The following is a 19,678-nucleotide window of genomic DNA, read 5'->3' on the forward strand; positions in this document are numbered from 1 at the left end:
CTACTCCGCGTGGTAGCCGGTGATGCGCTCGACTTCCTGCTTCGAGCCGAGGAACACCGCGACACGCTGGTGCAGGTTCTCCGGCTTGATGTCGAGGATGCGCTGGGTGCCGTTGGTGGCGGCGCCGCCGGCCTGCTCGATGATGAACGACATCGGGTTGGCTTCGTACATCAGGCGCAGCTTGCCGGGCTTCTCCGGCTCGCGGGCGTCGCGCGGGTACATGAAGACGCCGCCACGGGTCAGGATGCGGTGGACGTCGGCGACCATCGAGGCGATCCAGCGCATGTTGTAGTTCTTGCCCAGCGGGCCTTCCTTGCCGGCCAGCAGTTCTTCCACGTAGCGTTTCACCGGCGCTTCCCAGTGGCGCTGGTTGGACATGTTGATGGCGAACTCGGCGGTGCTTTCCGGCACGCTGATGTTGTCGTGGGTGAGGACGAAGCTGCCCAGCTCGCGATCCAGGGTGAAGCCCTTGACGCCATTGCCGAGGGTCAGCATCAGCATGGTCTGCGGGCCGTAGATGGCGTAGCCGGCGGCGACCTGGGTGGTGCCCGGCTGGAGGAAGGCTTCCTCGCGCAGGGTATCGTTCTGGTTCAGGTACTCGTTGGGGCAGCGCAGCACCGAGAAGATGGTGCCGACCGAGACGTTGACGTCGATGTTGCTGGAGCCGTCCAGCGGGTCGAAGACCAACAGGTAGGCGCCTTTCGGATAGCGCCCCGGAATCTGGTAGGGGTGGTCCATCTCCTCGGAGGCCATGCCGGCCAGGTTGCCGGCCCATTCGTTGGCTTCCAGCAGGATCTCGTTGGACATCACGTCCAGCTTCTTCTGCACCTCGCCCTGCACGTTCTCGGTGCCCATGCTGCCGAGCACGCCGCCCAGCGCGCCCTTGGACACCGCATGGCTGATTTCCTTGCAGGCACGCGCCACGACCTCGATGAGGAAGCGCAGGTCGGCCGGGGTGTTGTGGCTGCGGGTCTGCTCGATCAGATAGCGGCTCAGGGTAACGCGGGACATGGATGGCTCCGGAGAGAGGAAAAAACCCGCGCAGTTTAACGCGGAATTGGCGGTCACGCTTGACTCCGCGCAACCGCCGGTTGGAGATCGGCGGCGGCGGCGCGGTTCATTTCCGCGGCGCGCAACCGATCGACGGTCGTCAGCCGCGCCCCATCTCGCCGTTCAGGCTGGCCTGGACGATTTCCACCCAGTAGCCGTCGGGATCGCTGATGAAGGCCACGTTCTTCATGCCTCGGTCCAACGGCTTGACGAAGTTCACCCCGAGCGTTTCGAAACGCTCGCAAGCCGCCACCAGGTCGGGCACCGAGAAACAGATATGGCCGAACCCGCGCGGGTCCTGGTTGCCGTTGTGGTACTGGCTGTCGTCGCTCTCGCTGCCCCAGTTGTGGGTCAGCTCGAGGACCGACTGGCGCCCGAAGGTATATCGCTGGCGCTCGTCGACCGCATCAGGCACTTCTTCGCCACGGGTCATGGCGAGGAAATACAGGGAGAAGCGGCCTTCCTCGAAATCCAGGCGACGCAGCAGGCGCATGCCGAGCACCCGCGAGTAGAAGTCGAGCGAGCGCTTCGGATCCTTGACCCGCAACATGGTGTGGTTGAACACGTATTCCTGGGTGATGGCGTCCGGCTCCATGCAGATGCCGGGCTGTACTTCGGTGTTGAAACTCATCGGGCGATTCCCTCGAACGAAACGGATCGGCAGTGTATGGCGGTCGACCGGGCGGCGAGTAACAGCGGGGTACTACTCTCTTGATGCCGGCGCGCGCCGTTCGTTCCGTCGGCGAGAAACGCGACCGGCGCCGCCCGGGCGCCGGTCGCCGCTACCTCAGAAGTCCAGGCTCAGCGCCAGGCTGACGCTCTGCTGGGTATCGTCCTCGCCCTTGCGCCAGTTGTAGCCGCCGCGCAGCGACAGCTCCGGTGCCAGCTTCTGGCTGAAGCCGAGGGAGACGCGGTTGAGGTGGTCCTGCGGGGTGTAGCCTTCGAGGGTGAAGCGATTGCCCGGCAGGCTGTTGAGGGACATGGTCAGGTCCTGGGTGTCGTCCTCGTACTCGCGTTCGTGGGCGTACTCGGCGAACAGCTGGGTATCGCTGCCGAACGCGTACTTGCCTTGCAGGCCGGCGCCCAGGCGCTTCGAGCTGCGCTTCTGGTCGTCGTAGTCGAGCGCGCTGGCGCTGGCGCCCTTCTCGGAATAGCCGTCGACCTCGACCCGTGCATAGTCGGCGCTGACGAACGGCGACAGGTGCCAGGGACTGTCGGCCTGCTGGGCGATGTCGTAGCCCAGGCGCGCGCTGAACGCCCACAGGTGGCCGTTGGTGTCGCCTTTCTCGCTGCGCTCGCCGCCGCCCAGGGCGAACTTGCGCTTCAGGTCGTCGTAGTCGAGGTAGCCGCCGGTCAACGCCGCGTCGGCCCACCAGCGGTTTTCCTGGTACTGCACGAAGGCGCTGGCCATGTAGCTGTTCATCCGGTAGTCGGAATCCTTGGCGCCGGCTTCCAGCTTCTGCCGGTAGAAACCGGCGGCGACCCCGGCGCGCCAGGCCTCGTCGATGCGGTAGCTGCCGCCAAGGGTCAGGTTGTAGCCATTGCCGTCGCCGCTGGCGGCGCCGTCCTGGGAGTCGAAGTCCAGGCGCTGGCCACCGCCGCCGACGAAGCCGCGCCACTGGCCGACGTTCTGCCAGTTCTCCCAGTCCGCCTGCCACTGGCTGCGCAGTTCGTCCTGGTAGGCACGCAGGGTGCCGTGGGCCATTTCCGGCAGCAGGGTCAACTCCCAGGGCGCCGACAGCAGCGAATAGGTGTAGTCGGCGATCAGGCGCTGGCCGGTGATGGTCGGGTGCACGCTGTCATTGAACAGCAGTTTGCTCGGGTCGGGCGTGCTGCCGTTGATCCCGTAGGTCGGGTTCATGGTGCAGCCGTTGCCGCTGAAACAGGTGCCGATCAGGTTCTGGTCGGCGGCCAGGCCAAAGGAAGCCGGGTTGGCCATGCCTTCCTTGAGCAGCAGCGGGATGTTCAACGGAATGACGTTGGCGCCGGCCTGGCTCAACTGGGCGGTCAGCTCGGCGTTGAACGTGCCGCTGAGTTGGCTGGCGAAAGGCTGCAAGGGACCACCGAAGGTAGCCGGGGTCAGGCCCAGGTCGGGCAACAGCCAGACCACGATGTAGCGCGCGCCGGCCTGCTGCAGGGCCTGCACGCTATCCACCAGGCGACCGGCGGCCTGTTGTGCCTGGACGTCGTTGAGGATGCGCCCCTGGAGGAAGTCGTTGCCGCCGCCGGTGATGTAGTACAACGCGTTCGGATCGGCACCCAGGCCCTGGCGGGCACGGTCCACCAGGTAGCCATCGCGGCTGCGCAGGAGGGTATTGTCGCGCTCGATCAGCGAGCCGTTGGCCGCGGTGATCGAGTCGTAGATCTGGTCGGTCCGGTAGCCTCCCACCGCCCAGTTGTTGCCGTCGGCGATGCCCTGCTGGGCGTTGACCGGCGAGGTCGAGGCAGCCAGGTCGCCCGGGGCGATGCCGAGCTGATTGCCGAGCAGCATGGGCGCGGTCGGTCCGAAGATCTCGCCGCTGCCGTTCTGGTAGGTCGGGCCGACCCGGTTGGTGAAACGCGAGGTGCTTCCGGCGGGGCCGGCAGGATCGGGGAACTGCCCGGCATCGCTGAGGCTGTCGCCGAACACCACCAGCGTCGAATAGGGCGAAGGAGCAGCCTGCGGGGCGGTGGACAGCGAAGCCAGCAGGCAGGCCGCTACCAGTGGCTTGAGCGCCATTCTGATCATTCTCTTACTCCGTGACTTGTTTTTATTGTCGGGCCGCCGCGTCGTCGGCATGCGCCCCGGGGCCCGTCGTAAAGCCTCCTCAGCCGAACAGCATAGCGCGGAACCGGCTCATGGCTTGTTCGGCGAGGAACGCAGCAGGCTCATTGCCATTATTACCAGCAGAGCGACCCCCAGCAGAAGTACCGCCCACAGGCCGATCTTCTTCCAGTCGCTACCCGGTGCCGGCGCCGCGGCCGCCATGGCCACCTCCAGCGGTTCGCCCAGGCTGGCGCTACCCAGGGTGGCGCGCTTGCTCTCGGTATAGCCGGGAATCAGTACGCCGAGCGGCAGCGCCGCCGACTGCGCGCCGGGCTTGCCGAACGCCAGCCGGTACGGCGGGCTGCCGCGCACCAGGAACACCAGTTCGCTGGCCGGCAGGCCGACACTCAGGGACGGGACCTCCGGGCCCAGGCCGGTACCTCGTTGGTCCACCTGCAGACGCAGCTCGCGCACCGCCCAGCCCGGCAGTTCCAGCTCGTTCTGCTGTACGTTGCGGCCGTCGATCGGCAGCCGGTAGAGGACCCCGCGTGCCAGGCTGCTCCAGGCGGCCTCCCGGCGCGGCGAAGCGTTCTCCGTACGATCACGGCCGGACAGTTCCACCGGGACGATGGTGTGGGTCAGCGCCTGCTCCAGGGACACCCGCACCCGCTGCAACGGCAACGCCAGCGGCAACTGCCAGCGGTACTCGCCGTCCCCCGCCTGGCGCCCGGCCAGCGGCTCGGACCAGATCATCGGCGCCGGCTCGGTGCTCCGCGTGCTGCCTTGCAGGCGGGCGCCATGGAGGTCTGCCGCGGTTGCCCCGGCCGGCCAGGCCAGACGCAGGTAGCGGGCCTGGCGGCCGGGAAGCTTGACCTCGCTGACGTCGATGCGTTCGCCGTTGAAGGTCAAGCGGGCGATCTGTCCGTCCCCCCAGGCCTGCCAATGCTCGAGGTCGTCGCTGGCTTCCACGGAGAAGCGCTGGAAGCCCTCCTCCGGGCTGCTCCAGTCCAGCCGCAGGCGCTCCAGGGGAAACGTCACCGCGCTCGCGTCGATCAGCCAGCCGCGCAAAGTCTCGGCAGCCCGCCCGGCGTTTTCCGGCAGCACCTCGACTATGGTGCCGCTGGTGTTGCGCTGCACCCGCAGGTTCGGTTGCGTCGCGTCGGCGGCGGACGTGCCTCGCAACGGGAACAGCCGCACCTCGGCCTCATGCGGCGTGCTGGCCTGGCGCTCGCTGCCGGCCACCAGGGCGTAGGGCAAGGCCTCGCCTTCGGCATCGAAGACCCGCAGGTCGCGCAGGTCGGCATGGGCAGCCGACAACTGCACGCTCATCGGGATGCTCAGGCGATACCAGGGACCTTCGCCCTGCAGCGACAGCGCCACCTGGCGGCTGAAACCTTCGGCAGACTCCTGCGCCGACAGCGGCAGGGACAGGCAGGCGCCCAGCAGGAGCAGGCCGGCGGTTCTGAACGAAAAGGAGCGCGTCATGGCTGCTCGGCCTCCGATGCGACCTCGGCGCGACGCGGAGGCAAGGGTGAGAAGTAGCCGACGACCAGCAACAGGACGCCGACCCCGATGAAGGAGATGATTCGCTCCAGGCTGCCACTGTTGCCCAGCTCGACGAAGAACAGCTTGACCACCACGACGCCGACCAGCGCCGCGCCGACCATCCACAGGTCGCGCCGGCCGAGACGGGTACCGGCGATGGTCAGGCCCAGCGCACAGAGCGTCCAGACCAGCGACAGCCCCGCCTGCACCAGCATCGACGCGGTCAGCGCCTCGGCCTGGAACGGTACGCCGGCCAGGTGGTGCGCGGCGCGGCACACCGCCAGGGTCAGCAGGGCGAACAGCGAGGCGCCGGCCAACGCCTGGCGCCCCAGGCGCGCGCTGGCATTGCCATCGACGAGCGAGGCCAGGCTGGCGTCGCTCCAGCGGTAGAGGGCGAACAGCACGATCAGCAGCCCCAGTTCCAGCGGGTTGGCCAGCGGCAGGTAAGGCAGCGGCTCGGCAGCGCCGTCGCTGAGCAGGTTGGCGCTCCAGAACCAGCCGAGCAGCAACAGCGCCACCGGCGCAGCGGCGAGCAGCCGATACTCCCGCGGGAAGTCGCGCAGCGGCCAGGGCAGGCTCCGCCCGCCAGCCACCAGCAGCAGGTAGGCGCTCGGGACCAACGCCCAGCCCAGCCAACGCCAGGCGTTGTACTGTTCGGCGAGCAGGGCGAACAGGTAGCGCAGCTCCAGCGCCAGCACCCCTAGCAACAGCCAGCAACCGAGCACATGGGCAACGCTCAGGGCCTTCGCCGGCAGCAACGGGGCAAGGCGTCGCAGCGACAGCAGGTGCGTGGCGAACAGCAGCGGCCAGGCCAGCCAGCCGAATTCGCCGAACGGCTGGTAATCGAAACGCCAGGCACTGGCCAGGGCCAACAGCGCCACCGGGACCAGCGCCAGGCACAGCAGGGCCAGTTCGCGCCAGCGCTCGCGCAGCGCCAGCAGCATCCACGACGCCACTGTCGCCGCGGCCACCAGCAGCAACGCATGCTCGCGCAGGCCATAAGGCACGAAGCGGACGGTTTCGCACAGCGCGGTCAGCGCCCACCAGCCGGCTCCCCAGAGCAGCAGCAAGTGCGACAGCTCGGCCAGGCCGAGGGTACCGATACCCAGCGCCCGCTCGCGCTCGCCGGCGCGGCGCAGCCGCCAGGCGCCGACCAGCGCCGCCAGGGCCAGCACTGCCGGCGTCCAGAACCCGGAATGGGCCAGGGGCCGCAGGCCTTCGCCGCTCAGCGAGCCGAACAGCGACGGCCCGGCGAGGAGGAACGCCAGGCCGCCCACTACCTGCAAGGCGAGGCCGAAGTAGAAGCTCAGGCGCTGGCGCAGCACCAGGCTCAGCCAGATGATCAGCAGCCCGCTACCGGCCCATACCGCGCTGGCGCTGCGCCAAGGCAGGACGAACAGCACTGCCAGGTTGACGAACGCCAGACCGGCCAGCAGCACCAGGCTCAAGCCCATGAGCAGCCGACTGTCGTCCTTCACCAGCGGGTCGCGCGCCGCCAGCAGCATGCCGCCGATCAGCGCCAGGCCAATCAGCGAGGCGGTCATCAAGCCACGCCAGCCCGAGTCGAATACCCCACCCTGGCCATCGCCGCCCTGCAAATGCAGGAGGAACAGCGCACCGCCCAGCAGTTGCACGGCGAAGGCGCAGAACAGGAAAGTACGCGAGCCCAGGCGCAAGCCGGCGAACAAGCTCGCCAGGCCGGCCACGGCCCAGGCGATGGCGGTGCCGTCGACGGCCAGGCAGAGCGGTGCGACCAGGTAGAGGAAGGCCAGGCCGGCGGCCGCCAGCAACGGCCGGCAGGCCGGCTCCCAGTCGGCCAGCGCTTTCGCCGGCGCGCGACGCAGCTGCCAGAAGCTGAACAGCGCCGCCGCACCGAGCATCAGCGCGCCCAGCGGCGAACCCTCCAGCAACGTCGTCTCACCCGGGCGCACGCCATTCAGGTAGGCCAACGCCGCACCGCCCTGCAACAGCAGGGCGAAGAGCCGCGCCAGGCGGCGTTGCTGGTGCAGGCCGAGCCAGTAGATGCCGGCGCCCTCGACGGCCCAGGCGGCCGAGGTCCAGCGCGCGTCCAGGCCGAGCGGAATGGCCAGGGTGCCGAAGACCACCCCCAGCGCCAGGCAGATTTCCACCAGCAGGCTGGTGCGTCCGGCCGAAGCATGGCCGCGCAGCACCCGCGCCAGGACCATGTAGAAGAGCCCCAGGGCCAGGGCGCTGAAGGCCATGCCGAAGTCGATGTGGCCGATCACCGCGCATTGCAGGCCGAACCCCACCAGTGGCGGGCCGAACAGCACGGTGGCGTCGATGTAGTCGGCCTGTCGCGCCGACCAGCGCAGCAGTTCGCCGCGCTCGGCAGGCGCCTGCGCGGCCTCCAGCAGCTTGCGGCGGGCGAAGAGCAGGCCGATCCCGACGTACATCAGGAAGAACAGGGCCAGGAACGGCTCGGTGCTGGCGAACAGCTCCGGTGTATAGGAGCGCAGTCCCCAGGCGAAGCCGATGCCGAAGGTGCCGACGAAGCCGACCAGGTTGAGCGGCCGCCAGGCGCGGAACCAGGCGATGGCGAAGATGCCGGCGTTGAGCAGGGCGAAGTAGCTGAACAGCGCTACATGGTTGCCGCTGCCGGTGGAGGTCAGGATCGGCGCGGCGAAGCCGCCGAGCGCCGCCACCACCGCCAGGCCCATGGCGTTCTGCAGCACGGCGAGGATCGCCGAGCAGATCGTCACCACCACCAGCAGGGCCAGCGCCGCGCCGGGAGAGATCAGCGGATGCAGGCGCATGGCGGCGAAGATGGTCAGGTACAACACCGCGATACCGGTGCCTTGCAGGATCAGGCCGTAGGCGGCGCGCCGCTCGCGCAACCACCAGCCGACGCCGAGCAGCGCCATCGCTGCCAGCGCCACCCCGGCGTAGCGGTACTCCACCGGCACCGCCACCCGTTCCGAGGCATAGCGCAGGAGGAAGGCCAGGCCGATGAACAGCAGCACCACGCCGATGCGCAATACCGTGTTGCCGCCGAACAGCCAGCCCTTGGCCGCGGCGAAGCCACGCTCGACCAGCGAGGGTTCGCGTGGAGGCGCTGGAGGGGCGGCACGGCGCGGCGCTGGCTGGGCGTCAGGCTGGAACGCCGGCTGACGCTCGATGGGCTGGACGGGTTCGGGGGGACGAGGCGGAGGCGGCGCAGCCTCGACGGCCGGCAGCTCGATGTCCCAGTCCAGCGGCGGGGCAACCTCGGCGGGAGGAGCGGGAGGCGTGTCTGCGAGCGGCTGGTCGATGCCGGCGGCCGGCTCGGGAACGCTTTCGGGAAGGTCCTGCGCCTGGCGCTCCACGCGCAGCAAGCGCTGGTGGATGACCTCGGTGCCGCGCTCGAAGCGTTCGGCGAATTCGCTCATCTGCTTGCGCAGGCGCTCGTTCTGTTGCGCCAGGTTCTGCAGCGAGACGGCCTGTCCCAGGGCCAGGCCGGAAAGGCCGCCGAGGAGGGCGCCGACCAGCGATTCCCCGGCGAAGCCGCCGAGGATCAGGCCCACCAGCATGAAAATCCATTGCATGCGTCGAATCCTTGATCAAGAGGTACCACGATCCACTGATACCTGCCCTGGCCATCCTGCCAGAGCGGAACCCGCCCCGGGAGTATACAGCCCGCATTCCAGAGATTCGACGCATTCCGACGCCCGCCCCGTGGCGAGCTACCTCTTCCTGGCGATGAACTGGACCACGCAGGCCGCGCCGGTGTGGAAACGGCCCTCGACCACCTCGCGCTCGATTTCCCGCGCCAGCAGCACCTCGCACTCCGGCAGCTCCGCCTCCAGCGCCGCGCGGCTCACCAGCATGTCGACGTCCGCCGGGCCGCCGGTGCCGCGGCCGAGCTGTTCCGGCCGATAGGCCTCCAGCAGGAAGAGACCGCCCGGTCGCAGCGAACGCTCCAGCAGGCAGTTGAGTCTGCCGCGCACGCGACTGGGCAGGTGCGCGAAGATCGACACCACCGCGCCGAACGCCGCTGCCGGCGGTTCGTAGTCCGCCAGGTCGACCACCAGGGTGTCGATCGACACGCCTTTCGCCTCGGCCAACCGGCGCGCCTTGGCCAGGCCGACGGCGGAGCCGTCCACGCCAAGCACCTCCAGCCCCAGCGAAGCGAGGAACACCGCGTTGCGCCCCTCGCCCTCGGCGACGCTCAGCACCGGCCCGGCCAGCCGCTGCGCATGCTCCTTCAGGAAAGCGTTGGGTTCGGTTCCGTAGACATACTCTTCGGCGGCATAGCGTTCGTCCCACATGAGGTTCACCTCGTCTGTATTTCGTCACGGCCCAGGTGCCGAAACGCTAGTCTTCCACTTCAAGTCGACTTGAGGTCAAGGGCATGCGCCAACTGGACATAGGCGAGGTCGCGCGACGATCCGGGGTACCGGCCTCGACCCTGCGCTACTACGAGGAAAAGGGACTGATCGCCTCCAGCGGCCGGCACGGCCTGCGCCGGCTGTTCGATGCAGGCGTGCTGGAGCGGCTGGCGCTGATCGGGCTGGGCCGCGCCGCCGGGTTGTCGCTGGACGAGATTGCCGGCATGGGCGCAGCCGACGGCGCGCTGCGGATCGACCGCGCGGCGCTGGCGGCCAAGGCCGACGAACTGGACCGGACGATCCGCCGCCTCGCCGCCATGCGCGACGGCCTGCGGCATGCCGCGGCCTGTCCGGCGCGCGAGCACATGGACTGCCCGACGTTCCGCCGCTTGCTGCGGGCCGCTGCCGCGGGGGCCATCAAGCCACGCCGGAAAGCGCCCGGCGCATAGCAAAACGGCCGGCAGGCCGGGCACCCCTGCCCTGCCTGCCGGCCGCGAGGCACGCCGTTGCGGCGCGCCGGTACGGCAACGGTTTAGACCTTGCTGCGCTCGTAGCGCTTGCGGTCGTTCTCGTTGAGCATCTTCTTGCGCAGGCGGATCGACTTCGGCGTCACTTCCACCAGCTCGTCGTCGGCGATGAACTCCAGCGCCTGCTCGAGGGTGAAGCGGATCGGCGGAACCAGGGCGATGACTTCGTCCTTGCCGGAAGCGCGCATGTTGTCGAGCTTCTTGCCCTTGGTCGGGTTGATCACCAGGTCGTTGTCACGGCTGTTGATGCCGGCCAACTGGCCTTCGTAGATTTCGTCGCCCGGGCCGAGGAACAGCTTGCCGCGGCTCTGCAGGGTCTCCAGCGAGTAGGTCAGGGCGGTGCCGGTGGCCATGGAGACCAGTACGCCGTTCTGGCGGTTGCTGACTTCGCCGGCCTTGATCGGACCGTAGTGGCTGAAGGTCGAGGTCAGGATGCCGGTGCCCGAAGTCAGGGTCAGGAAGTTGTTGCGGAAGCCGATCAGGCCGCGCGCCGGAATGGTGTACTCCAGGCGCACGCGGCCCTTGCCGTCGGGAATCATGTTGCTCAGGTCGCCCTTGCGCAGGCCCATCTGCTCCATCACCGAGCCCTGGTGCTGCTCCTCGATGTCGATGGTGACGTTCTCGTAGGGCTCCTGCTTCTCGCCGTCCTTCTCGATGATCACCACTTCCGGGCGGCCCACGGCCAGCTCGAAGCCTTCGCGGCGCATGGTCTCGATCAGTACCGACAGGTGCAGTTCGCCACGGCCGGAAACCTTGAACTTCTCCGGGCTGTCGCCCGGCTCGACGCGCAGCGCCACGTTATGCAGCAGTTCCTTCTCCAGGCGCTCCTTGATGTTGCGGCTGGTGACGAACTTGCCTTCGCGGCCGGCGAACGGCGAATCGTTGACCTGGAAGGTCATGCTCACGGTCGGCTGGTCGACGGTCAGCGGCGGCAGCGCCTCGACGTTCTGCGGGTCGCACAGGGTATCGGAGATGAACAGCTCCTCCATGCCGCTGACGCAGACGATGTCGCCGGCTTCCGCCTCGGCCACCTCGACGCGCTGCAGGCCGTGGTGGCCCATGATCTTCAGGATGCGGCCGTTGCGCTTGCTGCCGTCGTCGCTGATGGCCACCACCGGGGTGTTGGACTTGACCTTGCCGCGGGTGATGCGGCCGATACCGATCACGCCGAGGAAGCTGTTGTAGTCCAGCTGCGAGATCTGCATCTGGAACGGACCCTCGGTGTCCACCACCGGGGCCGGGACGTGGTCGATGATCGCCTGGAACAGCGCGTCCATGTTGTCGTCCATCTTCTCGTGGTCGAGGCCGGCGATGCCGTTCAGGGCGCTGGCGTAGACGATCGGGAAGTCGAGTTGCTCGTCGGTGGCGCCGAGGTTGTCGAACAGGTCGAAGATCTGGTCGATGACCCAGTCCGGACGCGCGCCCGGGCGGTCGATCTTGTTCACCACCACGATCGGACGCAGGCCGGCCTTGAAGGCCTTCTGGGTCACGAAGCGGGTCTGCGGCATGGGGCCGTCCTGGGCGTCGACCACCAGCAGCACGGAGTCGACCATCGACATCACGCGCTCCACCTCGCCGCCGAAGTCGGCGTGACCGGGGGTGTCGACGATGTTGATGTTGTAGCCGTTCCACTTGATCGCGGTGTTCTTCGCCAGGATGGTGATGCCACGCTCTTTTTCCTGGTCGTTGGAGTCCATCACCCGCTCGCTTTCCGCTTCTTTGCGGTCGAGGGTGCCGGACAGCTTCAGCAGCTTGTCCACCAGGGTGGTCTTGCCATGGTCGACGTGGGCGATGATGGCGATGTTGCGCAGATTTTCGATCACAAGTCTTGTCTCGTTTAACGCCCGAAGCGCGGCTTCGCGGCGGTGGTGGGGTCGGACAGGGCGGCGCCCGACACGACAGGCTTCTTCAATTAAGGGGCGGGCAGCAGGCGGACGCTGCCCCGGTCCGGCCGGCACGCCGAAGGGCGGGCATCGGCCTAGGCGGCGGACGTGTCGGGAGGACGGTGGCGGATGCTGCCGCCGAACAAGCCCGGCTGCTTAAGCCGGACGATAAACACGCACATTGGTGTGCCCCTCGTTGAGCAGGTGATGGGCATGCAGGCGGCTCATCACCCCTTTGTCGCAATACAGGAGGTACTGGCGGTTGGCGTCCAGTTCCTTGAAGCGGCTGTTGATCGCGTAGAACGGCAGCGCCTGGACTTCGACGCCTTCCAGGGCCAGGGGTTCGTCTTCCTGGGCATCAGGATGGCGGATATCGATGACAATCTGACCGGGCAGCACCTCGCCGACCTCTTCCACCTGCAGGTCCTGGCCGAGTTCGTCGATCACCCGGTCGACGGTGCGCTGGGTGGCGCGCTCCAGGGCGCGCTCGAGCACCGCCATGTCGAATTTCGACTCTTCGTGCTCGACGCGGTAGGGCTTGGCCTGGGTGGTCGGGTTCACCGAGATCACCCCGCAGTATTCCGGCATGTGCCGGGCGAACTCGGCGGTGCCGATCTGCCGGGCGGTGTCGATGATGTCCTGCTTGTGGCTGACGATCAGCGGGCGCAGCACCAGGGTGTCGGTAACCCGGTCGATCACCGAGAGGTTCGGCAGGGTCTGGCTGGACACCTGGGAGATCGCCTCGCCGGTCACCAGCGCGTCCAGCTCCAGGCGCTCGGCCACGCGGCTGGCGGCGCGCAGCATCATGCGCTTGAGGGTCACGCCCATATAGCTGTCGTCGACCTTGGTGAGGATCTCGCCGACCACTTCCTCGAACGGCACGCTGACGAACAACACGCGCTGCGAGCGGCCGTACTTCTCCCACAGGTAGTGGGCGACTTCCATCACCCCCAGTTCGTGGGCGCGCCCGCCGAGGTTGAAGAACACGAAGTGGCTGATCATCCCGCGGCGCATCATCTGGTAGGCCGCCACGGTCGAGTCGAAGCCGCCGGACATCAGCACCAGCACCTGTTCCAGCGCGCCCAGCGGATAGCCGCCCAGGCCCGGATGCTGGCGATGGATGACGAACAGGCGGTCGAGGCGGATTTCCATCCGCACCTCGACTTCCGGCTGCTTCAGGTCGATCCCGGCAGCCCCGCATTCGCGGCGCAGGCCGCTGCCGACGTAACGCTCCACCTCCATCGAGGTGAACGCGTGCTTGCCGGCGCGCTTGCAGCGCACGGCGAAGGTCTTGCCGGCCAACTGGTCGCCGAAATGCGCCTTGCACTTGGCGAGGATGTCGTCGAAATCGCCCAGCGGATACTCGTGGACCTCGAGGAAATGACCGATGCCCGGGGTGCAGGTCAGGCGCTCGATCATCTCGCGCCTGGCCTTGGCGTCGACCACGGCGGTCTCTACCTCCAGGTTGTCCCACTCGCCCTCGACCTTCAGCTCCGGGTCCAGGTCGCGCAGCACTGCGCGGATGTTCTTCGCCAACTGCCGGATGAAGCGCTTGCGCACCGGCCGGCTCTTGATGGTGATTTCCTGGAAGGTCTTGACGATGAGTTTCATGCGAGGGACGCGAACGCGCGGGGCGACGGAAAAAAAGGGGCGGAATTATATCTGAAATTGCTCACGTATTGAGCAGAAATATGCACAGTTATTTTTGCTGCACCAAAATGGAATGATGCACCAACATGGAGCACCATAACGGTGCACCCGAAGGCCGCCCAGCTACCCTGAAGAAGACCTGGCCCCGCCAAACATGGGGCCCTGCCCGATTCCGGGCACTGGCACGCAACTTGCTCACTTGTGAGGCAGGTTGCCCTGGCGGAGTATTCCGGCCGGCATCACCCGATACTGGGGCACAGAAAAAGCTCCCAGCTCTAATCCCTCCTGGAGGACAGCATGTCGTACAAGTCGCACCAACTGATCAAAGACCATGACGTGAAGTGGGTAGACCTGCGCTTCACCGATACCAAGGGCAAGCAGCAACACGTCACCATGCCGGCTCGCGACGCGCTGGACGATGAGTTCTTCGAAGCCGGCAAGATGTTCGACGGCTCCTCCATCGCCGGCTGGAAAGGCATCGAAGCCTCCGACATGATCCTGATGCCGGACGACAGCACCGCCGTCCTCGATCCGTTCACCGAAGAGCCGACCCTGATCCTGGTCTGCGACATCATCGAGCCGAGCACCATGCAAGGCTACGAGCGCGACCCGCGCAACATCGCCAAGCGCGCCGAGGAGTACCTGAAGTCCACCGGCATCGGCGACACCGTGTTCGTCGGCCCGGAGCCGGAGTTCTTCATCTTCGACGAAGTGAAGTTCAAGTCCGACATCTCCGGCTCGATGTTCAAGATCTTCTCCGAGCAGGCTTCCTGGAACACCGACGCCGACATCGAGTCCGGCAACAAGGGCCATCGCCCGGGCGTGAAGGGCGGCTACTTCCCGGTACCGCCGGTCGACCACGACCATGAAATCCGCACCGCCATGTGCAACGCCCTGGAAGAAATGGGCCTGGTGGTCGAAGTCCACCACCACGAAGTGGCAACCGCCGGCCAGAACGAGATCGGCGTGAAGTTCAACACCCTGGTCGCCAAGGCCGACGAAGTGCAGACCCTGAAGTACTGCGTGCACAACGTCGCCGACGCCTACGGCAAGACCGTGACCTTCATGCCGAAGCCGCTGTACGGCGACAACGGTTCGGGCATGCACGTGCACATGTCGATCTCCAAGGACGGCAAGAACACCTTCGCCGGCGAAGGCTATGCCGGCCTGTCCGAGACCGCCCTGTACTTCATCGGCGGCATCATCAAGCACGGCAAGGCCCTGAACGGCTTCACCAACCCCTCGACCAACTCCTACAAGCGCCTGGTCCCGGGCTTCGAAGCTCCGGTGATGCTGGCCTACTCGGCGCGCAACCGTTCCGCCTCGATCCGTATCCCCTACGTATCCAGCCCGAAGGCCCGCCGTATCGAAGCGCGCTTCCCGGACCCGGCAGCCAACCCCTACCTGGCCTTCGCCGCGCTGCTGATGGCCGGCCTGGACGGCATCCAGAACAAGATCCACCCCGGCGATGCCGCCGACAAGAACCTGTACGACCTGCCGCCGGAAGAGGCGAAGGAAATCCCGCAGGTTTGCGGCAGCCTGAAAGAGGCGCTGGAAGAACTCGACAAGGGCCGCGCGTTCCTGACCAAGGGCGGCGTGTTCACCGACGAGTTCATCGATGCCTACATCGAGCTGAAGAGCGAAGAAGAGATCAAGGTGCGCACCTTCGTGCACCCGCTGGAATACGACCTGTACTACAGCGTCTGATCCACCCTTTCCTATAACAACGAGTCACCCTCTTGAGGCCTCCTTCGGGAGGCCTTTTTTATGGGCCGGCCCATGGAGAAACGCAAAGTTCGCCGCGCCGTTCGGTTAGACTTGCCGCGCTCCCCGCCCCAAGGATAAGGACCGTCCATGCGTCACTCTCTCTGGCTCCTGCTTGCCGCCATCCTCAGCCTGCCCGCCCAGGCCGGCACCGAATGCCGCGATATCCACGACCGCGACCTGCGGCGCATGTGCAACGCACTGGAACGCGGCGACAGCGGGGATTGCGGCGACATCGACAGCCGCGACCTGCGGCGTTACTGCGGCGCGCTGCTGGCGCCGGGACAGCGCTACGACTGCGACGACATCCGCGACGGCGACACGCGCCGCCAGTGCCGCGCCATCGTCCGCGGCGACCGCAAGCGCTGCGACGACATCGACAGCCGCGACATGCGCCGCCAGTGCCGGGCCGTGGTATCGCGTGCGCCGTGGCAGTGCGACGGCATCGACGACCGCGACATGCGCCGCATCTGCCGGGTCATCCTGTCGCGCTAGATGCCGCCGTCCGCCGGCGTGCCCGGCTCGTCCGGTTCCGCGGATTTCGCCTTGGGCGCCCGGCTCAACTGTACGTTGAGACGCGGCATGGACAGTTCGAGGCCGGCCTGGTCGAGGCGCCGACGCAGGCGCAGGTTGAACGCCCGCTGGACCTCCCACTGCTTGATCGGCGCGGTCTTGAAGCGGAAGCGCAGGATCGCCTGGCCGTTGTCGAAACTCTCCACGCCCTGCAATTCCATCGGCGACCACAGGTTGCGGTAGACCGCCGGGTCGCTGCGCAGCTCCATCGCGACCTCGCGCACCAGCGCCACCGCGTCGTCGATCGGCATGCTCGCCGGCACCGGCCAGCGGAACATCGCGTAGCCGAACTGGCGCGAGTAGTTCTTGATGCTCTTGATCTCGCTGAACGGGATGGTATGCACCACGCCGTCCAGGTCGCGCAGGCGCACGGTACGGATAGTCAGGCCCTCGACCGTGCCAAGGTGGCCGCCGACGTCGACGTAGTCGTCGATCGACAGCGAGTCCTCGATGATGATGAACAGGCCGGTGATCAGGTCCGCCACCAGCGACTGCGCACCGAAGCCGATGGCCAGGCCGATCACGCCGGCACCGGCCAGCAGCGGGGTGACGTTCATGCCCATGTTGGCCAGGGCGACGATCAGGGCGATCACCGCGATGGTGGCGAACAGCACGTTGCGGATCAGCGGCAGCATGGTCAGCGCGCGGGTGTTCGGCCGGCTCTTGCCGCCCAGGCCGAGGCTGTGCTGGATCGCGGTATCGGTGAGGATCCAGATCAGCCAGGCGACCAGCAGGGTGGTGCCGAAGCTGACTACCTTCATGCTGATCTGCTCGCCCTCGCCTTCCGCATAGCGAATCAGCGACATGCCCCAGACGCGCAAGGCGACCTCGATGAAGAACAGCACCACGAAGATGTGCAGCAGGGTGTAGCCGAAGCTCTGCAACTGCTCGATGTACGGCGCGCTGCGGCGCGGGCCGGCGCCGACCCGACTGGAACGGCGGCGGATCAGCCCGATCACGGTCATCGCCACCACCGCCAGCACCGCGCAGACCAGCGCCCGGCGCAACGCCGAACTGCTGTCGCCGGCGGAAACGAAGGTGGCGAACAGGGAAATCCCCACCAGCACCAGCACCGGCACGAACCACAGCGAGCCGACCAGTTGCACCAGGTCGTGCAGGCTACGGCGCTTGAGGCGGCGCTCCAGCGGCTGGTTGCGGATCAGGTGGGCGATCGGCCGGCGGAAACGCATCACGAACAGCGCAGTGAACAGCGCGGCGCTGGCGTTGGCCAGGGTACTCAGGCAGATCGAGGTGTGCTCGCCGAGGCCGGCGATCAGCCGCGGATCGTGGGCGACCTCGCCCAGCGCGGCGAGGCTGCCGATCAGCCACAACGGGCGGAACGCCTGGCGCCGCAGGATATCCAGGGCGCGCTGGCGGTGCGGGCCGCTGAGCAGCGAGAGGGAAATCACGCACAGCGCGGAGAACAGCGTGCCGCAGACCAGCACATAGGCCATGACCATCGCCAGGGTCTTGCTCAGGGAGTCCGGCAGCACCACCGACAGGTACAGGGTGATGAGGAAGGCCACCAGCCAGGGGCCCAGCTTGCGCAGGGAAAACAGCAGCAGGTCGCGGGTCTTCGGATGCTGCGGCAACTCCGCCGACAGGCCGAAGCGCTCGCGCATGCGCCGGCTGAGCCAGAGCAGCGCGCTGGCCAGGCAGGCCCAGAGGAGGATCACCACCGAAAAATCGAAGACCATCGCCGGCAGGTCGCGCCAGCTGGGAAAGCGCTCCTCGAGTTCGGCACGCGCCAGCTGGAACTGGTTGCCCCATAACGCGACCGGGCTGTTCGCGCCCTGGAACTGCTTTTCCAGGCTGGTCAGGGTATCGCCGATCAGCCCCAGCACCCCACCCTCGCTTTCCTTGCCTTTCTTGGTCACGTCGCGCAGCTGTTTCAGCTTTTTCAGCAGGTCGGCGCGCTGCCTGTCGTTCTCCAGGGTCTGGATGACCTGGTTCAGCGATTGTTCCAACTGCGCATCGCTGACCTTCTCGCCACCGGAGGAACTCCCCGCCAACGGGTTCGGCAGCGCCGCGGCGCCCGGCGGCGAGTAGAACAGGGCGGCGCAGAGGCACAGCAGCAGGGCCGCCAGGACGCGGGAGCGAAGGGTGAAGCGGGCGATGATCGGCACGAGAAAGGCAGTCCCCAAGGTGAGAAACCGAAACAGCCGCATCATACAAGCCGGACACCCGCCGTTTCGAACGGGGCCGCCGGCCGGCGGCGCAAGCACAGACACTCTGGCGCAACGAGGGTTCGCCCCGCCAGTGCCGGCTGAGACGAACGCAGCCGCGCGGCGGGGCACAGCGACCGCCAACGTGCCCCAGCGCACACCTTCGAATACCCGCATGCCGCACAATGCACGGCTTGCCAGCGCGCCGATGCGGTGCAACGCTTGGCAGGTTCACCCGGAGACCGTCCATGCGCCTGATCACCAGCTGCCTGCTCCTGGCCGCCGCCCTGCCGGCCATGGCGCAGATCTACCAATACACCGACGCCAACGGCAACAAGGTATTCACCAACCAGCCGCCAGACGGGGTGCAGGCGCAGACCGTCGAACTGCAGCCGACCAATACCGTAGGAATCGACACGCCGGAAAAGTCCTCCGCGGGCAATGCCCCGGCCGCCGATAGCGAGGCCGCCGCCTACGAGATCCTTGCCCTCAGCGACCTCCCCACGGAAGAGGCGCTGCGCGCCAACAACGGCACCTTCAACGTCAGCGTCAGCATCCGCCCGGCCCTGCACAGCGGCCACCAGTTGCAACTGGTGCTGGACGGCAAACCCTACGGCACGCCCAGCAGCGGCACCCGCTTCACCCTGCACGAGATCGACCGCGGCGACCACAGCCTCGCGGTACAGGTACTCAACGGCGAACGGGTGCTGCAATCCAGCCCGCCGGTGACCTTCACCGTGCAGCGCGTGCACCTCGGGAAGAAGCGATGATCCCGCGCATTCTCGGCGCCCTCCTGCTGTGCCTGGCCTGCGCCGCGCAAGCGGGGGTCTACACCTACATCGACGCCGAGGGCAACCGCGTCTACACCGACCAGCCGCCCAGCGGGCGCAAGGCCCAACGCGTCGAACTGGCGCCGGGCAACAGCGTGGCGCCGCCGGGCATACGCTATCGTCCGCCCGCCGCGCCGCTGGAGGTGAAGCCGCCGGCCTACCAGCTACTGCGCATCCTCTTCCCCGAACCGGACGCAACCCTGCGCGCCAACAGCGGCGACGTCATCGTCACCGTCACCAGCGAGCCGGCGCTGCTGCCCGGCCATCGCTATCGCCTGCTGCTCGACGGCAAGCCTGCCGGAGTGCCGGGACGCAGCCCGGTGTTCCCGTTGAAGAACCTCGATCGCGGCACCCACCAGGTCGCAGTGGAAATCATCGATGGCGACGGCATGACCGTCGAAAGCACCCCGAGCCAGCCCTTCCACCTGCATCGAGTGAGCATCGCCGGGCAACCCCTGCCGGAGGTCGATACGCCGCTGGTCAGCGCGATAGAGCCAAGCGAGCGCTAGCCGAACTTCCCCTGCCCACTCCACGGTGGGCGGGATTTTCCGGTTTTTTTCCCGACTCTCCTGGCGAAAACGCCGCCGGCCACGCCAACGCACCAGATTGGTGCGATTACC

General features: G+C 67.3%; 14 protein-coding genes. 5 read left to right on the plus strand and 9 right to left on the minus strand.

What is annotated here, in order from left to right; genetic code table 11:
- From ACI766_RS27685 to ACI766_RS27710, 6 genes are all read right to left on the minus strand, one after another.
- Positions 1–1,011, minus strand: coding sequence for a class 1 fructose-bisphosphatase (locus ACI766_RS27685; protein ID WP_003095990.1), 1,011 nt, complete (start codon positions 1,009–1,011; stop codon positions 1–3).
- 139 nt (positions 1,012–1,150) lie between these two features.
- Positions 1,151–1,681, minus strand: a complete 531-nt coding sequence (gloA, locus tag ACI766_RS27690) for a lactoylglutathione lyase (protein WP_003101793.1) — start codon at positions 1,679–1,681, stop codon at positions 1,151–1,153.
- A gap of 156 nt (positions 1,682–1,837) precedes the next feature.
- A complete protein-coding gene (gene estA / locus ACI766_RS27695; protein ID WP_087823879.1) occupies positions 1,838–3,778 on the minus strand; it encodes an esterase EstA in 1,941 nt (646 codons plus the stop codon).
- Positions 3,779–3,886: 108 nt separating this feature from the next.
- Entirely contained in the window at positions 3,887–5,281 is a 1,395-nt protein-coding gene (locus ACI766_RS27700; RefSeq protein ID WP_087823880.1) for a DUF3999 domain-containing protein, read from the minus strand.
- Positions 5,278–8,883, minus strand: coding sequence for a DUF2339 domain-containing protein (locus ACI766_RS27705; RefSeq protein WP_003114470.1), 3,606 nt, complete (start codon positions 8,881–8,883; stop codon positions 5,278–5,280). The genes ACI766_RS27700 and ACI766_RS27705 overlap by 4 nt, the downstream gene beginning before the upstream one ends.
- Before the next feature lie 138 nt (positions 8,884–9,021).
- Positions 9,022–9,606: an SAM-dependent methyltransferase gene (locus ACI766_RS27710; protein WP_014603390.1), complete on the minus strand. Its 585-nt coding sequence runs from the start codon at positions 9,604–9,606 to the stop codon at positions 9,022–9,024.
- Positions 9,607–9,689: 83 nt separating this feature from the next.
- On the opposite strand from ACI766_RS27710, the gene ACI766_RS27715 reads away from it, so the two are divergent.
- Positions 9,690–10,115 (plus strand): helix-turn-helix domain-containing protein, encoded by a 426-nt coding sequence (locus ACI766_RS27715; RefSeq protein WP_003114472.1) that lies wholly within the window; start codon positions 9,690–9,692, stop codon positions 10,113–10,115.
- A gap of 83 nt (positions 10,116–10,198) precedes the next feature.
- Here the strand turns inward: ACI766_RS27715 and typA are convergent, their stop codons facing one another.
- Both typA and thiI read right to left on the minus strand, forming a co-directional pair.
- Positions 10,199–12,016 (minus strand): translational GTPase TypA, encoded by a 1,818-nt coding sequence (typA, locus tag ACI766_RS27720; RefSeq protein WP_003096009.1) that lies wholly within the window; start codon positions 12,014–12,016, stop codon positions 10,199–10,201.
- 216 nt (positions 12,017–12,232) lie between these two features.
- Positions 12,233–13,687: a tRNA uracil 4-sulfurtransferase ThiI gene (thiI, locus tag ACI766_RS27725; RefSeq protein ID WP_003096011.1), complete on the minus strand. Its 1,455-nt coding sequence runs from the start codon at positions 13,685–13,687 to the stop codon at positions 12,233–12,235.
- A 336-nt stretch (positions 13,688–14,023) separates the two neighbouring features.
- Between thiI and glnA the strand changes: the two genes are divergently transcribed.
- Positions 14,024–15,433 carry a glutamate--ammonia ligase gene (gene glnA, locus ACI766_RS27730; RefSeq protein WP_003096016.1) on the plus strand — a complete coding sequence of 470 codons (1,410 nt, stop codon included), beginning with the start codon at positions 14,024–14,026 and terminating at the stop codon, positions 15,431–15,433.
- Positions 15,434–15,580: 147 nt separating this feature from the next.
- Positions 15,581–15,985: a hypothetical protein gene (locus ACI766_RS27735; RefSeq protein WP_003104642.1), complete on the plus strand. Its 405-nt coding sequence runs from the start codon at positions 15,581–15,583 to the stop codon at positions 15,983–15,985.
- On the opposite strand, the gene ACI766_RS27740 is transcribed toward ACI766_RS27735, so the two are convergent.
- Positions 15,982–18,189, minus strand: coding sequence for a mechanosensitive ion channel family protein (locus ACI766_RS27740; RefSeq protein ID WP_003104646.1), 2,208 nt, complete (start codon positions 18,187–18,189; stop codon positions 15,982–15,984). The two genes, ACI766_RS27735 and ACI766_RS27740, sit on opposite strands and share 4 nt — an antisense overlap.
- A gap of 287 nt (positions 18,190–18,476) precedes the next feature.
- Between ACI766_RS27740 and ACI766_RS27745 the strand changes: the two genes are divergently transcribed.
- Positions 18,477–18,998, plus strand: a complete 522-nt coding sequence (locus tag ACI766_RS27745; protein WP_003104660.1) for a DUF4124 domain-containing protein — start codon at positions 18,477–18,479, stop codon at positions 18,996–18,998.
- Positions 18,995–19,567, plus strand: coding sequence for a DUF4124 domain-containing protein (locus ACI766_RS27750; protein WP_003114474.1), 573 nt, complete (start codon positions 18,995–18,997; stop codon positions 19,565–19,567). Before ACI766_RS27745 ends, ACI766_RS27750 begins: the two co-directional genes overlap by 4 nt.
- The last annotated feature ends 111 nt before the right edge of the window (positions 19,568–19,678 follow it).

Origin of the sequence: Pseudomonas sp. DL (assembly GCF_047199225.1) — a bacterium.
GTDB lineage: Bacteria > Pseudomonadota > Gammaproteobacteria > Pseudomonadales > Pseudomonadaceae > Pseudomonas > Pseudomonas aeruginosa.

Excerpts from the sequence above, each read along its gene's own strand:
- ACI766_RS27735 (WP_003104642.1), top strand. The coding sequence starts at position 15,581 with ATGCGTCACTCTCTCTGGCTCCTGCTTGCCGCCATCCTCAGCCTGCCC.
- ACI766_RS27685 (WP_003095990.1), bottom strand. The coding sequence starts at position 1,011 with ATGTCCCGCGTTACCCTGAGCCGCTATCTGATCGAGCAGACCCGCAGC.
- ACI766_RS27715 (WP_003114472.1), top strand. The coding sequence starts at position 9,690 with ATGCGCCAACTGGACATAGGCGAGGTCGCGCGACGATCCGGGGTACCG.
- gloA (WP_003101793.1), bottom strand. The coding sequence starts at position 1,681 with ATGAGTTTCAACACCGAAGTACAGCCCGGCATCTGCATGGAGCCGGAC.
- ACI766_RS27750 (WP_003114474.1), top strand. The coding sequence starts at position 18,995 with ATGATCCCGCGCATTCTCGGCGCCCTCCTGCTGTGCCTGGCCTGCGCC.
- ACI766_RS27710 (WP_014603390.1), bottom strand. The coding sequence starts at position 9,606 with ATGTGGGACGAACGCTATGCCGCCGAAGAGTATGTCTACGGAACCGAA.
- ACI766_RS27700 (WP_087823880.1), bottom strand. The coding sequence starts at position 5,281 with ATGACGCGCTCCTTTTCGTTCAGAACCGCCGGCCTGCTCCTGCTGGGC.
- estA (WP_087823879.1), bottom strand. The coding sequence starts at position 3,778 with ATGATCAGAATGGCGCTCAAGCCACTGGTAGCGGCCTGCCTGCTGGCT.
- ACI766_RS27745 (WP_003104660.1), top strand. The coding sequence starts at position 18,477 with ATGCGCCTGATCACCAGCTGCCTGCTCCTGGCCGCCGCCCTGCCGGCC.
- glnA (WP_003096016.1), top strand. The coding sequence starts at position 14,024 with ATGTCGTACAAGTCGCACCAACTGATCAAAGACCATGACGTGAAGTGG.
- thiI (WP_003096011.1), bottom strand. The coding sequence starts at position 13,687 with ATGAAACTCATCGTCAAGACCTTCCAGGAAATCACCATCAAGAGCCGG.
- ACI766_RS27705 (WP_003114470.1), bottom strand. The coding sequence starts at position 8,883 with ATGCAATGGATTTTCATGCTGGTGGGCCTGATCCTCGGCGGCTTCGCC.